This window comes from Pseudarthrobacter phenanthrenivorans Sphe3, assembly GCF_000189535.1.
GTDB lineage: Bacteria > Actinomycetota > Actinomycetes > Actinomycetales > Micrococcaceae > Arthrobacter > Arthrobacter phenanthrenivorans.
In genome coordinates, this window is sequence record NC_015145.1 from 811,153 (window position 1) to 825,737 (window position 14,585).

At 60.8% G+C, this 14,585-nt stretch carries 7 protein-coding genes and 3 rRNA genes; 6 read left to right on the plus strand and 4 right to left on the minus strand.

The features are described from left to right. Nucleotides 1-332: 332 nt before the first annotated feature. The 5 genes from ASPHE3_RS03845 (at nt 333) to ASPHE3_RS03865 (ending at nt 8,283) form a co-directional block, all read left to right on the plus strand. A 16S ribosomal RNA gene (locus ASPHE3_RS03845) occupies nt 333-1,855 on the plus strand. A gap of 518 nt (nt 1,856-2,373) precedes the next feature. Beyond that, a 23S ribosomal RNA gene (locus tag ASPHE3_RS03850) occupies nt 2,374-5,500 on the plus strand. 227 nt (nt 5,501-5,727) lie between these two features. Continuing rightward, nucleotides 5,728-5,844: ribosomal RNA gene (gene rrf / locus ASPHE3_RS03855) — 5S ribosomal RNA — on the plus strand. The 16S, 23S and 5S rRNA genes sit together here, the layout of an rRNA operon. 498 nt (nt 5,845-6,342) lie before the next feature. Then, entirely contained in the window at nt 6,343-6,849 is a 507-nt protein-coding gene (locus ASPHE3_RS03860; RefSeq protein ID WP_013599921.1) for an SRPBCC family protein, read from the plus strand. Between the two features lie 45 nt (nt 6,850-6,894). Next, nucleotides 6,895-8,283, plus strand: coding sequence for an FAD-binding oxidoreductase (locus ASPHE3_RS03865; RefSeq protein ID WP_013599922.1), 1,389 nt, complete (start codon nt 6,895-6,897; stop codon nt 8,281-8,283). Between the two features lie 2 nt (nt 8,284-8,285). Here the strand turns inward: ASPHE3_RS03865 and ASPHE3_RS03870 are convergent, their stop codons facing one another. The 4 genes from ASPHE3_RS03870 to ASPHE3_RS03885 all read right to left on the minus strand — a co-directional run bounded on the left by ASPHE3_RS03870 (nt 8,286) and on the right by ASPHE3_RS03885 (nt 13,463). Continuing rightward, a complete protein-coding gene (locus tag ASPHE3_RS03870; RefSeq protein WP_013599923.1) occupies nt 8,286-9,704 on the minus strand; it encodes a DUF4032 domain-containing protein in 1,419 nt (472 codons plus the stop codon). Between the two features lie 118 nt (nt 9,705-9,822). Beyond that, the gene (locus ASPHE3_RS03875; protein WP_013599924.1) at nt 9,823-10,905 is read right to left on the minus strand and encodes an ABC transporter ATP-binding protein; all 1,083 of its coding nucleotides are present in this window, start codon (nt 10,903-10,905) and stop codon (nt 9,823-9,825) included. A 229-nt stretch (nt 10,906-11,134) separates the two neighbouring features. Continuing rightward, the gene (gene otsB, locus ASPHE3_RS03880; RefSeq protein WP_013599925.1) at nt 11,135-11,971 is read right to left on the minus strand and encodes a trehalose-phosphatase; all 837 of its coding nucleotides are present in this window, start codon (nt 11,969-11,971) and stop codon (nt 11,135-11,137) included. Next, nucleotides 11,961-13,463: an alpha,alpha-trehalose-phosphate synthase (UDP-forming) gene (locus tag ASPHE3_RS03885; protein WP_013599926.1), complete on the minus strand. Its 1,503-nt coding sequence runs from the start codon at nt 13,461-13,463 to the stop codon at nt 11,961-11,963. Before ASPHE3_RS03885 ends, otsB begins: the two co-directional genes overlap by 11 nt. A 180-nt stretch (nt 13,464-13,643) precedes the next feature. Here ASPHE3_RS03885 and ASPHE3_RS03890 point away from each other — a divergent pair, with 180 nt between their 5' ends. After that, nucleotides 13,644-14,519, plus strand: a complete 876-nt coding sequence (locus ASPHE3_RS03890) for a DsbA family protein (protein WP_013599927.1) — start codon at nt 13,644-13,646, stop codon at nt 14,517-14,519. Nucleotides 14,520-14,585 lie beyond the last annotated feature (66 nt).

The window sequence follows — 14,585 nt, forward strand, 5'->3', positions numbered from 1 at the left end:
GCTCCACGGAGTCAGACGGAAAAACCGACACTCAAGCCTTCGGCTAAAGAGAGTCGCGGACCCCGGTTTGACAAGTGAGAGTCCAGCGGGTAAGTTTGAAAAGTTGCTCCGGAGCGAGTCACGGCCTTGAGGGTGTGTGGTGGTGCCGGGTGTGTCTGTTGTTTGAGAACTCAATAGTGTGCCAAGTTTGTTGATACCAATTGTTTTAGTGATTGGTTGAATTGACCGGGTCATCCGCCCCTGTGGGTGGTCTGGTTTTGACAGCTGGTTTCAAATTTTGTGCAGCTTTTTGGTCCCGTTTTCCCGGGGCTGGGGGTTGTGTCTGTTTTACTTCAACGGAGAGTTTGATCCTGGCTCAGGATGAACGCTGGCGGCGTGCTTAACACATGCAAGTCGAACGATGATGCCAGCTTGCTGGTGGATTAGTGGCGAACGGGTGAGTAACACGTGAGTAACCTGCCCTTAACTCTGGGATAAGCCTGGGAAACTGGGTCTAATACCGGATATGACCTTCCATCGCATGGTGGTTGGTGGAAAGCTTTTTGTGGTTTTGGATGGACTCGCGGCCTATCAGCTTGTTGGTGAGGTAATGGCTTACCAAGGCGACGACGGGTAGCCGGCCTGAGAGGGTGACCGGCCACACTGGGACTGAGACACGGCCCAGACTCCTACGGGAGGCAGCAGTGGGGAATATTGCACAATGGGCGCAAGCCTGATGCAGCGACGCCGCGTGAGGGATGACGGCCTTCGGGTTGTAAACCTCTTTCAGTAGGGAAGAAGCGAAAGTGACGGTACCTGCAGAAGAAGCGCCGGCTAACTACGTGCCAGCAGCCGCGGTAATACGTAGGGCGCAAGCGTTATCCGGAATTATTGGGCGTAAAGAGCTCGTAGGCGGTTTGTCGCGTCTGCCGTGAAAGTCCGGGGCTCAACTCCGGATCTGCGGTGGGTACGGGCAGACTAGAGTGATGTAGGGGAGACTGGAATTCCTGGTGTAGCGGTGAAATGCGCAGATATCAGGAGGAACACCGATGGCGAAGGCAGGTCTCTGGGCATTAACTGACGCTGAGGAGCGAAAGCATGGGGAGCGAACAGGATTAGATACCCTGGTAGTCCATGCCGTAAACGTTGGGCACTAGGTGTGGGGGACATTCCACGTTTTCCGCGCCGTAGCTAACGCATTAAGTGCCCCGCCTGGGGAGTACGGCCGCAAGGCTAAAACTCAAAGGAATTGACGGGGGCCCGCACAAGCGGCGGAGCATGCGGATTAATTCGATGCAACGCGAAGAACCTTACCAAGGCTTGACATGAACCGGTAACGCCTGGAGACAGGTGCCCCGCTTGCGGTCGGTTTACAGGTGGTGCATGGTTGTCGTCAGCTCGTGTCGTGAGATGTTGGGTTAAGTCCCGCAACGAGCGCAACCCTCGTTCTATGTTGCCAGCACGTGATGGTGGGGACTCATAGGAGACTGCCGGGGTCAACTCGGAGGAAGGTGGGGACGACGTCAAATCATCATGCCCCTTATGTCTTGGGCTTCACGCATGCTACAATGGCCGGTACAAAGGGTTGCGATACTGTGAGGTGGAGCTAATCCCAAAAAGCCGGTCTCAGTTCGGATTGGGGTCTGCAACTCGACCCCATGAAGTCGGAGTCGCTAGTAATCGCAGATCAGCAACGCTGCGGTGAATACGTTCCCGGGCCTTGTACACACCGCCCGTCAAGTCACGAAAGTTGGTAACACCCGAAGCCGGTGGCCTAACCCCTTGTGGGAGGGAGCTGTCGAAGGTGGGACTGGCGATTGGGACTAAGTCGTAACAAGGTAGCCGTACCGGAAGGTGCGGCTGGATCACCTCCTTTCTAAGGAGCACCTACAGGCCTGTCACTGCGTGTATGCGCTGGTGGGGGTTTGTCAGGAGTATATGCCCGTTGCGCAGACGCAAGTTCTGCGGCGGGTGCTCAAGGGTGGAATATCAACAAATAGCGGCTGCTTGTTTCTTGTCTTGTCTAGTACGGATGGTCATCCTTTGGGTGGTTGTCCTGGAACGGCGGGGCGGGGTGCGGGTGGTTTAGTGTTTGGCACACTGTTGGGTCCTGAGGCAACAGGGCCGGGGTTTTCCCGGGTTTGTTTGTTTCTGGTTTCCTGGCTGCACCGATCATGCACGGTTGGCTCCCTTTGGGGGTTGTGTGTGTGTGGTGTGTGGTTTGGGGTTGTTGTTTGAGAACTACATAGTGGACGCGAGCATCTTTTATAAGAAGCAATTTCCAAGAATATGAACCTGGATCTGGCTGCGCGTGGTGGTACTGCCCTGGTGGTGGTGTTGTTGTGTGTGGTTGGTTTTCATGGTTCTCTCGAAAAGTGTTTTTTGATCTTTTGTGGTCAAGTTTTTAAGAGCACACGGTGGATGCCTTGGCATTAGGAGCCGAAGAAGGACGTAGGAATCTGCGATAAGCCTGGGGGAGTCGATAACCGGACTGTGATCCCAGGGTGTCCGAATGGGGAAACCCCGCCAAGCGCGCGAGTGACTTGGTGACCCGCATCTGAACACATAGGGTGCGTGGAGGGAACGCGGGGAAGTGAAACATCTCAGTACCCGCAGGAAGAGAAAACAATAGTGATTCCGTTAGTAGTGGCGAGCGAACGCGGATCAGGCTAAACCGTTCCATGTGTGATAGCCGGCGGGCGTTGCATGGTCGGGGTTGTGGGACTTTCCATACCAGTTCTGCCGGGCTGGTGGGGTGTGATGTGCGCGCATAGGTGAACGGTCTTGAAAGGCCGGCCAGAGAGGGTGTTAGCCCCGTAACTGTAATGCGTTGTGCCGCCTGTGAGAGTATCCCAAGTAGTACGGGGCCCGAGAAATCCCGTGCGAATCTGTCAGGACCACCTGATAAGCCTAAATACTCCCTAATGACCGATAGCGGACCAGTACCGTGAGGGAAAGGTGAAAAGTACCCCGGGAGGGGAGTGAAACAGTACCTGAAACCGTGTGCTTACAATCCGTCGGAGCCAGTCTGATTCTGGTGACGGCGTGCCTTTTGAAGAATGAGCCTGCGAGTTAGTGTTACGTCGCGAGGTTAACCCGTGTGGGGCAGCCGTAGCGAAAGCGAGTCTGAATAGGGCGTTGCAGTGGCGTGATCTAGACCCGAAGCGAAGTGATCTACCCATGGCCAGGTTGAAGCGACGGTAAGACGTCGTGGAGGACCGAACCCACTTCAGTTGAAAATGGAGGGGATGAGCTGTGGGTAGGGGTGAAAGGCCAATCAAACTTCGTGATAGCTGGTTCTCCCCGAAATGCATTTAGGTGCAGCGTTGCGTGTTTCTTGCTGGAGGTAGAGCTACTGGATGGCTAATGGGCCCTACAAGGTTACTGACGTCAGCCAAACTCCGAATGCCGGTAAGTGAGAGCGCAGCAGTGAGACTGTGGGGGATAAGCTTCATAGTCGAGAGGGAAACAGCCCAGACCACCAACTAAGGCCCCTAAGCGTGTGCTAAGTGGGAAAGGATGTGGAGTTGCGAAGACAACCAGGAGGTTGGCTTAGAAGCAGCCATCCTTAAAAGAGTGCGTAATAGCTCACTGGTCAAGTGATTCCGCGCCGACAATGTAGCGGGGCTCAAGTACACCGCCGAAGTTGTGGCATTCAAACAATGACTAAGCCTTCGTGGTTCAGGTGTTTGGATGGGTAGGGGAGCGTCGTGTGGGCGGTGAAGTCGCGGTGTAAACCAGCGGTGGAGCCTACACGAGTGAGAATGCAGGCATGAGTAGCGAAAGACGGGTGAGAAACCCGTCCGCCGAATGATCAAGGGTTCCAGGGTCAAGCTAATCTGCCCTGGGTAAGTCGGGACCTAAGGCGAGGCCGACAGGCGTAGTCGATGGACAACGGGTTGATATTCCCGTACCGGCGAAAAACCGCCCATGCTGAACAGGGGATACTAACTGCCCGAGACCTGCCCGATCACCCTTGTGGTGTGAGGGTTTTGGTGGAGCGCAGGACCTGATCCTGGGAGGCAAGCGTATTAACAGGTGTGACGCAGGAAGGTAGCCGAGCCGGGCGATGGTTGTCCCGGTCTAAGGATGTAGGGCGAACGGTAGGCAAATCCGCTGTTCATGATGCCTGAGATCTGATGGGACCCCCGTTTGGGGGGATTTGGTGATCCTATGCTGCCGAGAAAAGCATCGACGCGAGGTTTTAGCCGCCCGTACCCCAAACCGACACAGGTGATCAGGTAGAGAATACTAAGGCGATCGAGAGAATTATGGTTAAGGAACTCGGCAAAATGCCCCCGTAACTTCGGGAGAAGGGGGGCCCCAACCTTGATCGGACTTCGCGTCCGGGAGGGGATCGGGGCCGCAGAGACCAGGGGGAAGCGACTGTTTACTAAAAACACAGGTCCGTGCGAAGTCGCAAGACGATGTATACGGACTGACTCCTGCCCGGTGCTGGAAGGTTAAGAGGACCGGTTAGCCTCACGGCGAAGCTGAGAATTTAAGCCCCAGTAAACGGCGGTGGTAACTATAACCATCCTAAGGTAGCGAAATTCCTTGTCGGGTAAGTTCCGACCTGCACGAATGGAGTAACGACTTCCCCGCTGTCTCAACCATAAACTCGGCGAAATTGCAGTACGAGTAAAGATGCTCGTTACGCGCAGCAGGACGGAAAGACCCCGAGACCTTTACTATAGTTTGGTATTGGTGTTCGGAGTGGCTTGTGTAGGATAGGTGGGAGACGTTGAAGCCCGGACGCCAGTTCGGGTGGAGTCATCGTTGAAATACCACTCTGGTCACTTTGGACATCTAACTTCGGCCCGTAATCCGGGTCAGGGACAGTGCCTGATGGGTAGTTTAACTGGGGCGGTTGCCTCCTAAAAAGTAACGGAGGCGCCCAAAGGTTCCCTCAGCCTGGTTGGCAATCAGGTGTCGAGTGTAAGTGCACAAGGGAGCTTGACTGTGAGAGAGACATCTCGAGCAGGGACGAAAGTCGGGACTAGTGATCCGGCGGTACATTGTGGAATGGCCGTCGCTCAACGGATAAAAGGTACCTCGGGGATAACAGGCTGATCTTGCCCAAGAGTCCATATCGACGGCATGGTTTGGCACCTCGATGTCGGCTCGTCGCATCCTGGGGCTGGAGTAGGTCCCAAGGGTTGGGCTGTTCGCCCATTAAAGCGGTACGCGAGCTGGGTTTAGAACGTCGTGAGACAGTTCGGTCCCTATCCGCTGCGCGCGCAGGAAATTTGAGAAGGGCTGTCCTTAGTACGAGAGGACCGGGACGGACGAACCTCTGGTGTGTCAGTTGTACTGCCAAGTGCACCGCTGATTAGCTACGTTCGGATGGGATAACCGCTGAAAGCATCTAAGCGGGAAGCTCGCTTCAAGATGAGATTTCCATACACCTTGTGTGTGAGAGGCCCCCAGCCAGACCACTGGGTTGATAGGCCGGATGTGGAAGCGAGGACTAACGACTCGTGAAGCTGACCGGTACTAATAGGCCGATAACTTACACCACACACCCACCCCGCAAACGGGTTCAAAAGCGTTTGCACCACGGGGAGGGTAAAAAGATGAACAAGACTGCTTGCGTCCACTATGTGGTTCCCAACCAACAAACCCGCCACGGGTACGTTGCCTGGAACCAACAACTGAATAAACAACACCACCGCTCTCTAACAGGAGCAGTTGTAACCACAAGTCTTCCCACACCACCCCAACGGGGTTGGTGACGGGTAACAGGGTTACGGCGGTCATAGCGTGGGGGAAACGCCCGGTCCCATTCCGAACCCGGAAGCTAAGACCCACAGCGCCGATGGTACTGCACCCGGGAGGGTGTGGGAGAGTAGGTCACCGCCGGACAACCATTAGGTCGAGGCCCCAACCAGAACATGGTTGGGGCCTCCCACATTTAACACACACACCACCCACACACCACCCACACACCACCCACACACCACCCACTTGATGTGCGTGGTGGCCGGACCCTCTCCCACTCGATGCGCCCTTCCATCAGACGCTCTCTCAGTTCATGTGCTTTCTATCGCGGCCCCAGACAGACCCACCCACCACCCCCGCCCGACCGGCATCGACCACCACGACAGCGTCGAAAGACCCAACAACAACTGATAGAACGTGCCGGGAAACCCGACGCCAACTGATAGAGCGTGCCTGGAAACCCGACGCCAACTGATAGAGCGTGCCTGGAAACCCGACGCCAACTGATAGAGCGTGCCTGGAAACCCGACGCCAACTGATAGAGCGTCCCGGGAAACCCCACATCAACTGATAGAGCGTGTCTGGAAACCCGACATCAAGTGCGAGAGCGTGAGTTGGGTGGGGGCGGTAAAGTGGGGGACCATGAACAGCCTCTTCAGCCACGCGCAGGAACCTCCCGGGAGTGATGACCACCAGGCCCTCCAGATCCTGGACCCAGTGGTGAACACGGTGGTTGTTCCGGGGGCCGTTGCCCACGCCTTTACCGGCTTTACGGACCACACCCACCTTTGGTGGCCGCTCGAAAGCCACGGCGTGTACGGTGCAGATTCCTACGTGGAGTTCGAGGAAAACCTCATCCTGGAGACTGCGGACGACGGCCGGACCACCATCTGGGGCACCTTGGATGACTGGCAACCGCCGTTGTCCTTCCACGCCACGTGGCATCCCGGTACCACTGCCTTGTGGTCCACTGAACTGCTCGTCGTTTTCCGCTCCGTTGAGGAGGGGACAGAGGTGCGGGTATTCCATGAGGGCTGGGAGGGGGCGGAAGACCCGGCCGCCACACGGGCCAAGTATGCCACCGCCTGGCCGGAGATCCTTGGCCGATATGCCCGCTTCATGGGCGCTGCAGGCACACCGGACTCCTAGGACCGGGCCCGGCCCTGCCCGCCCTAGACTGGGGGAACATGTGCAATGACGGATGGAGGGTTCGTGGGAAGCGTAGTTGACGAGCTGGAGGGGATCCTGGCGGCCAGCCAGGTGGACATGACGGAGACGGCGCTTCGCCGGTACGCGGTTGACCAGGCCCCCGTTCTCGACTTCCAGTTGCCGTTGGCAGTTGTTTTCCCGGAAACCGTAGCGGACGTGCAGGCAGTGGTCCGTGCGTGCGCCGGCAGCGGCGTTGCTGTCGTGGCCCGTGGCGCCGGCACCGGGGTGTCCGGCGGCGCCCATGCCACCAGGAACTGCGTCGTTATGTCCCTCGAACGGATGGACCGCATTCTCGACATCAACCCGGACGATGAGACGGCGGTGGTGGAGCCTGGCGTGGTCAACGCCGTCCTCAACGAGGCAGCCGCGGTACATGGGCTGATGTATGCCCCGGACCCCGCGAGCTTCCGCAGCTCCACCATAGGCGGCAACGTCGCCACCAACGCCGGCGGGCTGCGTTGCGCCAAGTACGGGGTGACCAGGGACTCTGTCCTTGCCTTGGACGTTGTCCTGGCCGACGGCTCGCTCATCCATACTGGGCACCAGACGTTCAAGGGTGTGGCCGGCTATGACCTGACAGGGCTTTTCGTGGGATCTGAGGGTACGCTCGGCATCGTGGTCGGTGTCACGGTGCGGCTGAAGTACTTGCCCCGCGAGGTACACACGGTAGCAGCCTTCTACCCGGACTTCCGGCTGGCCGCTGCGGGGGTCCTGGCAGTGGGCAGGGCGCGCGTCCAGCCCGCAATCATGGAACTGCTCGACGGCGGGACCCTGGCCCAACTGGACGGGATCCACGGCTCTGACCTCACCACCCGCGGCCGCTCCCTGCTCCTGGTCCAGACCGACGGTTTTGGCGCCGCCGCTGAGGCCGAGGTGGTGCGGGAAGTCCTGCGGACCGGGGGTGCAGTTGTCACGACGGAGGCCAGCGCAGAGGCTGAACGGCTTGTGGAGCTTCGCCGCCACAGCAGGGGCGTCGAAGTGGACGACGAATACCGCGTGGGCGAGGACGTTGCCGTCCCCAGGTCCCGGCTGGTGGACTACGTGGCGGCGCTGGAGTCAATGGCTGCGGAGCATGACGTCCACTTGAAGGTGGTGGCGCACGCCGGCGATGGCAACCTGCACCCCACGTTCTGGATCGACCGAACGGGAAGCGCGGTGGACAGCGGCGCTATGGACCGCCTGAACCGGGTCCTGGACGAATCCATCACGGCGGCCCTGGCAATGGGCGGAACCATCACCGGAGAGCACGGCGTTGGCCAGTACAAACTGCGCTGGCTGGGCCAGGAGCAGCCCGAACCGGTCCGGGAGCTCCAGCGGCGGATCAAGGACCTGTTCGATCCCCAGGGCATCCTCAACCCCGGTAAGGCTATCTAGCGTCAGTCGTCCGCGTCGGGGTACTCGTCAATCGACTCGTCATCCCCGTAGCGGGATTCCTCCGTCTCGGCCTCAAGGATTTCCAGCAGCCCTGTGGGCGGGTTCAGCATGATGGCTGCCTCGTCCCGGCGGTGCCGCAGGATGGAATCGATGTAGGACTGGACGGCTTCAGCCAGCGGGATGTGGCGTTCCTGCTTTTCCGACATGTACCAGCGGTGCTCCAGGACCTCGTGCACCACCTCGGCCGGTTCCAGCTTGCCTGCGAGGTCTCTCGGGATCGACCGCACAATAGGTTCGAAAATCTGGCTGACCCACAGGTGGGCGCTGTACTCCTCGTCCATGTCCGGGTTGTTGTCCGCCCGGAAGGAGTCCATGTCGTTGAGGAGCCGGCGGGCCTGGTTTTCCTGCGCGTCGATGCCGGTCAACCGCAGCAGGCGCCGCATGTGGTGCCCGGCGTCCACAACCTTGGGCTGCAGCTGGATCGTGGCGCCGTTCTGGGTGGTCTTGATGGCGTACTCCTCGACGTCGAAGCCGAGTTCGTTGAGGCGCCGGATCCGGGCCCCCACCCGCCACCGCTGGCCGAGTTCAAAGGATTCCTTCTCGGTCAGTTCTGCCCACAGCCGGCGGTAGCTGTCCATGATCAGCTCACTGGTGGCCACAGGGTCAACCTTTTCCTCGATCAGGCCGCCGTCCAGCAGGTCCATGAGCTCGCCGGCAATGTTGACCCTGGCAATTTCCAGGTCGTATTCGCGTTGTCCGGTGGACAGGTCCGGGTACAGCTCCCCGGTTTCTGCGTCTACAAGGTAGGCGGCGAATGCGCCGGCGTCGCGCCGGAAGAGGGTGTTGGAGAGGGACACGTCGCCCCAGTAGAAGCCAATGAGGTGCAGCCTCACCAGCAACAGTGCCTGCGCGTCGATGAGGCGGGTCAGGGTGTCCTTGCGGAGCATCTGCGAGAACAGGGCGCGGTAGGGCATGGAGAACTTCAGGTGCCGGGTGACCAGCACCGGGTTCAGCGGACGTCCCTCCGGCGTGGTCCGTCCGGTAATGACTGCCACCGGTTCCACGCAGGGAACATCGAGCCGGGCAAGCTTGCGGAGCATGTGGTATTCGTGCCGGGCCACGTGCTCGGACGTTTCCTTGATGGCGATGACCGAGCCGCCCAGGTGCGCGAACCGCACGATGTGCCGGGAAATGCCGCGGGGGAGGGCGGCAAGGTTCTCCGCCGGCCAGTCTTCCAGGGCAATGTGCCACGGCAGGTCCAGGAGCTCCGGATCTGCCGCTGCCGCCGTGATGTTGAGCGAGCTGGAGACCGAAGTTGCCTTGCCGTCATCGGCACTCGCAGCCACAAACCGGGGCAGTTTTCCGATCTGCGCGTAGTCGGTGGGTTCGTCGTGCCACTGGGCGGTGTATTCCTCAGTCATGAATCAATTCTCCCGTACTTGGAGCCGGGCGGCTAAATCTTTGGCTTGCCCGTTAAAGGCCGACGGCGGCACCTCCGTGAGGAGGGCCGCCGTCAGTTTCATGCGGTGCCGGTGGGGACTAGTCGCCCAGGCGCAGGCCGGTCTTGGTGTCGAACAGGTGCACGTGGCCCGACTGCGGACGGACGTAGATGGACTCGCCCTTCATCGGGGGACGGCGGCCGTCGACACGTGCCACGATGTCGTGGTCCTTGCCGTCGAGCGTGGTGTGGCCGTAGACGTAGGCGTCGGCACCGAGCTCTTCGACGACGTCCACCTCAACCTTCAGGCCTTCGCCGTGCGGAGCGGTTTCCAGGTCCTCGGGACGGCTGCCCAGCGTCACGGTGGAACCGTGTGCCTCTTCGAGGACGTCGCGCGGCACGGGGTACACGGTGCCGCCGAACTGGACGCCGCCGTCGACCACGGGCAGTTCCAGCAGGTTCATGGCGGGGGAGCCGATGAAGCCGGCAACGAACACGTTCTTGGGGCGGTCGTAGAGGTTGCGCGGGGTGTCGACCTGCTGCAGCAGGCCGTCCTTCAGTACAGCCACGCGGTCACCCATGGTCATTGCCTCAACCTGGTCGTGCGTCACGTAAACGGTGGTGACACCGAGGCGGCGGGTGAGGGATGCGATCTGCGTACGGGTCTGGACGCGGAGCTTGGCGTCCAGGTTGGACAGCGGCTCGTCCATGAGGAAGACCTGGGGATTACGCACAATGGCGCGCCCCATGGCAACACGCTGGCGCTGGCCGCCGGAAAGGGCCTTCGGCTTGCGGTCCAGGTACTGCTCGAGGTCAAGGAGCTTGGCGGCTTCGCGGACACGCTCGGCGCGCTCTTCCTTGGAGACGCCTGCGATCTTCAGGGCGAAGCCCATGTTGTCGGCCACAGTCATGTGCGGGTACAGCGCGTAGTTCTGGAAAACCATCGCGATGTCGCGGTCCTTCGGGGGAACATCGGTGACGTCGCGGTCGCCGATCAGGATCCGGCCTGCGTTGACGTCCTCAAGGCCGGCGAGCATGCGCAGCGAGGTGGACTTACCGCAACCGGAGGGTCCAACGAGGACCAGGAATTCGCCATCGGCGATGTCGATGTTGAGCTTATCGACGGCGGGCTTATCTGTGCCCGGGTACAGACGCGTAGCGTTATCAAAAGTAACTGTAGCCACAGTTATCAATCCCTTCACCGGCAGGTACGTGCCGGACGATCCGTTGTGAATGGTTCATGTTTGTTCAGTTTTGTGTTGCTGGCGCTCCCTAACCGAGGTTCAGGAGCGCCGAGTGACGCCGCACGGTGTTTGTGCGCCACATCACAAGCAAGAGTATGTCAGATATATCGCGCGTGGTTGCAAATGTTACGGATGTCACATGTGAGCTTGCGCAACTTTAAGTGGGGCATCAATCCGGAATGGCGCCGGAATCTTCCTCCGCCACGGCCATACTCCGTTCCTGGAGCAGCACCTCCAACAGCTCGGCTACGTGGACGGGCGCTTCCACCCGGTACTGGGCCTGGGTGAAATCAAGACCCACTTTTACGCCCACATCTCCCGGTTCCAGACGCGCCAGGGCGTCCTCGTCAGTGGTGTCGTCACCTGCAAACAACACCGCGGTGGCGCCGGTGATCTGCCGCAGGAAGGTGACACCCTCGCCCTTGGAGGCGTTCACCACCGAGGTTTCAAGGACGCGCTTGCCATCCTTGAGGAACACGCCTTTCCGGTCCTGCAGCAACGAGCGGGCGGCTGCCACTGCGTCCTCTGCCACGTCGTCGGCGGCCAGGCGGGTGTGCAGGACCACGCCTGCGGGCTTGTCCTCGAGGAGGGTGCCCGGCGCTTCTTCGACGATGTCCGCCAGGATTGCACGCACTTCAGCCAGGCGCGACTTCTGCTCCTCGTCGAGGGTCAGGCCGGCAGATCCCGGTCCGAGCCATGCTTCTGCCCCATGGCTGCCGATCAGGAGCGTGTCCACCGGAGGAGAAGCCACGGCGCGCAGGCTGGCGAGGGCGCGGCCGGAGATGAGTGCCGTCGTCGTGCGCGGAAGCACGGCAAGCCCGGCGAAGGCCGCCGCCGACCGCGGGAGGGGGCGTGCATCCTCTGCGCGGCCCACAATGGGCGCCATGGTCCCGTCGAAGTCCATGGCCACCAGCAGGTGCTCCGTCGCGGCGATCCGCCGGATGGCCTCCCGCAGCTCGGGGGACAGGGTGAGCCGGTGCTTTGCGCGACGTGCGTCAGGAGTCATCGCGCACCACTTTTTCATTGAGCGCCCGGAGGAAGTCTGCTGACCAGTGGTCTACGTCGTGCTCCAGGATCTGCTTCCGCATGGCCCGCATCCGGCGGCCCGCTTCGCGCGGCTCCATCTCAACCGCACGCATTACGGCACTCTTGAGGCCATCGATGTCGTGGGGGTTCATCAGCAGGGCCTGCTTGAGCTGGTCGGCTGCGCCGGCGAACTCGCTGAGGACCAGCGCGCCGTCATTGTTGGTGCGTGCGGTGACATATTCCTTGGCCACCAGGTTCATGCCGTCCCGCAGGGCGGTGACCAGCATGACATCGGCGGCCAGGTACAAGGCAACCATTTCCTCGACCGGATAGCTGTGGTGGAGGTAGCGGACGGCGGTGTTTTCGAGGGTGTCGTAGGTGCCGTTGATGTGGCCAACGGTGCCTTCCACTTCTTCGCGCAGGAGGCGGTACTGCTCCACGCGCTCGCGGCTGGGGCTTGCCACCTGGATCAGTGTGGCATCGCCAACGGAAAGCTTGCCGTCGGCCAGGAGCTCCTCGAAGGCCTTGAGCCGGTGCCTGATGCCCTTGGTGTAGTCCAGGCGGTCGACCCCCAGCAGGATGGTTTTGGGGTTTCCCAGGTCCTGCCGGATCTGCCGCGCCCGCTCAATGATTTCCGGCTTGGCAGCGAGTTCACTGATCTGCTGGACGTCGATGGAGATGGGAAATGCCTGGGCCCGGGCGATGTGCGTGACCTGGCCGTCATGGCCCTTTACATGGACCTGCTGCTGCTTCACGCTGGCGCCAAGGAACCGGCGGGCAGAGCGCATGAAGTTGCCGGCGTCACTGGTCCGCTGGAAACCCACCAGGTCCGCGCCCAGTAGGCCGTCGATGATTGCCTGCCGCCACGGCAGCTGCGCAAAGATCTCCGGCGGCGGAAACGGAATGTGGTTGAAGAAGCCAATGCGGAGGTCCGGCCGGGCTTGCCGCAGCATGCGCGGCACCAGCTGGAGCTGGTAGTCCTGCACCCATACCGTAGCGCCATGGTCGGCATGGCGGACGACGGCGTCCGCGAACCTCCTGTTGACCTTGCGGTAAGCGTCCCACCATGTCCGGTGAAACTCCGGCGGGGCGATCACATCGTGGTACAGCGGCCACAGCGTGGCATTGGAAAAGCCCTCGTAATAGAGCTCCACGTCATCGGTGCTGAGCTGGACCGGGACGAGGTCCATGCCGCCATGGCTGAAGGGCGTGACCGTTTCATCAGGCGCGCCGTGCCACCCCACCCAGGCGCCGTCAGTCTTGGTCATCATCGGTGCAAGTGCTGTCACCAGGCCGCCCGGAGACCGGCGCCAGCCGGATCCGTCGTCACCGCTTTCGCCGGGCGAGCAGCGGTCCACCGGCAGCCGGTTCGACACCACCATGAAGTCGTACTTAGTGTGGCCGCCCTGGCTGGAGCCGGCGGTCCCGGACTCAGCAGTGGCGGTAGGTTTTTCCTGGACGGGTGATTGCATTGCGGCCCCCTGGGGTTGCTTGTGCCTCTCAGCCAACCCTAACGGGACGGCATCTCCCGTGCTATTCGTCCGGTGGTCAACCCGGCTGATACTTGAAAGGGCAAGCTCCCAGCTTTCTCGCCTAAAATGTATGGAGTTGCCACGAACTGGTCCCCCAATGTCAATCGACCCAAGGAACACATGAGCCCCGCAAACGAAGTACGGAAGTCCAAGGCTGAGCGCACCGCGGAAGCGCGGGAAAAGGCCCGCCTGATCCGCGAAGCGCAGCTTAAGAAGGACAAGCGCAACAAGCTGCTGATCGGCTGGGGCATCGTGGCAGCCGTCGTGGCAATCCTGGCGGTTGTTGCACTGGTGGTCACCACCAGCATGCAGCAGAACACCCCCATTGCTGACCAGGGCCCCGTGCCGGCAAATGCCAACGTCAACGGCGGCGTGACCCTGCTGGCCAACACCGAGGTCAAGAAAACAGACCCGGCCACCGTGGACATGGCCAACGTTCCGGCCAAGCCTGACACGCTGCCCAACCCGGTTGTGGCGCCTGGGGCTGAGGCAGAAGCCGGACAGCCGGTCAAGATCATTGCCTACATCGACTTCATTTGCCCGGCCTGCCTGCAATTCGAAAAGGCGTACAACGAGACACTGACCAGCCTCCGCAACGAAGGCAAGATCACCGTGGAGTACCGGCCGTTGGGCTTCCTGGACCGCCTGTCCAGCACCAACTACTCCTCCCGCTCAGCCAATGCCGCCGCCTGCGTAGCGGACAAAGCCCCGGAGAAGTACGCCGAATACGTCAACGTCCTCTTCGACAACCAGCCTGCCGAAGGCGGCGCCGGCCTGTCCGACGACAAGTTGAAGTCCCTTGCCAGCGACATCGGAGCCGACATCAACAGCTGCGTGGACGACAAGACGTTCCGGCCGTACGTCAAGTACTCCACCGAACTGGCAGAGAACACAGGCATCACCGGCACGCCCACGGTGTTCGTCGACGGCAAGAAGTGGGACGGCGCCTCGGACCTGAACGCCGAGATCCAGGCAGCCATCGACGCCAAAGCCTAAAGCCAAAAGCCTGGAGCCGCGGATGCCGCGGACGCCATGGTGGCCCGCTTCCGGATTCCTCCGGAA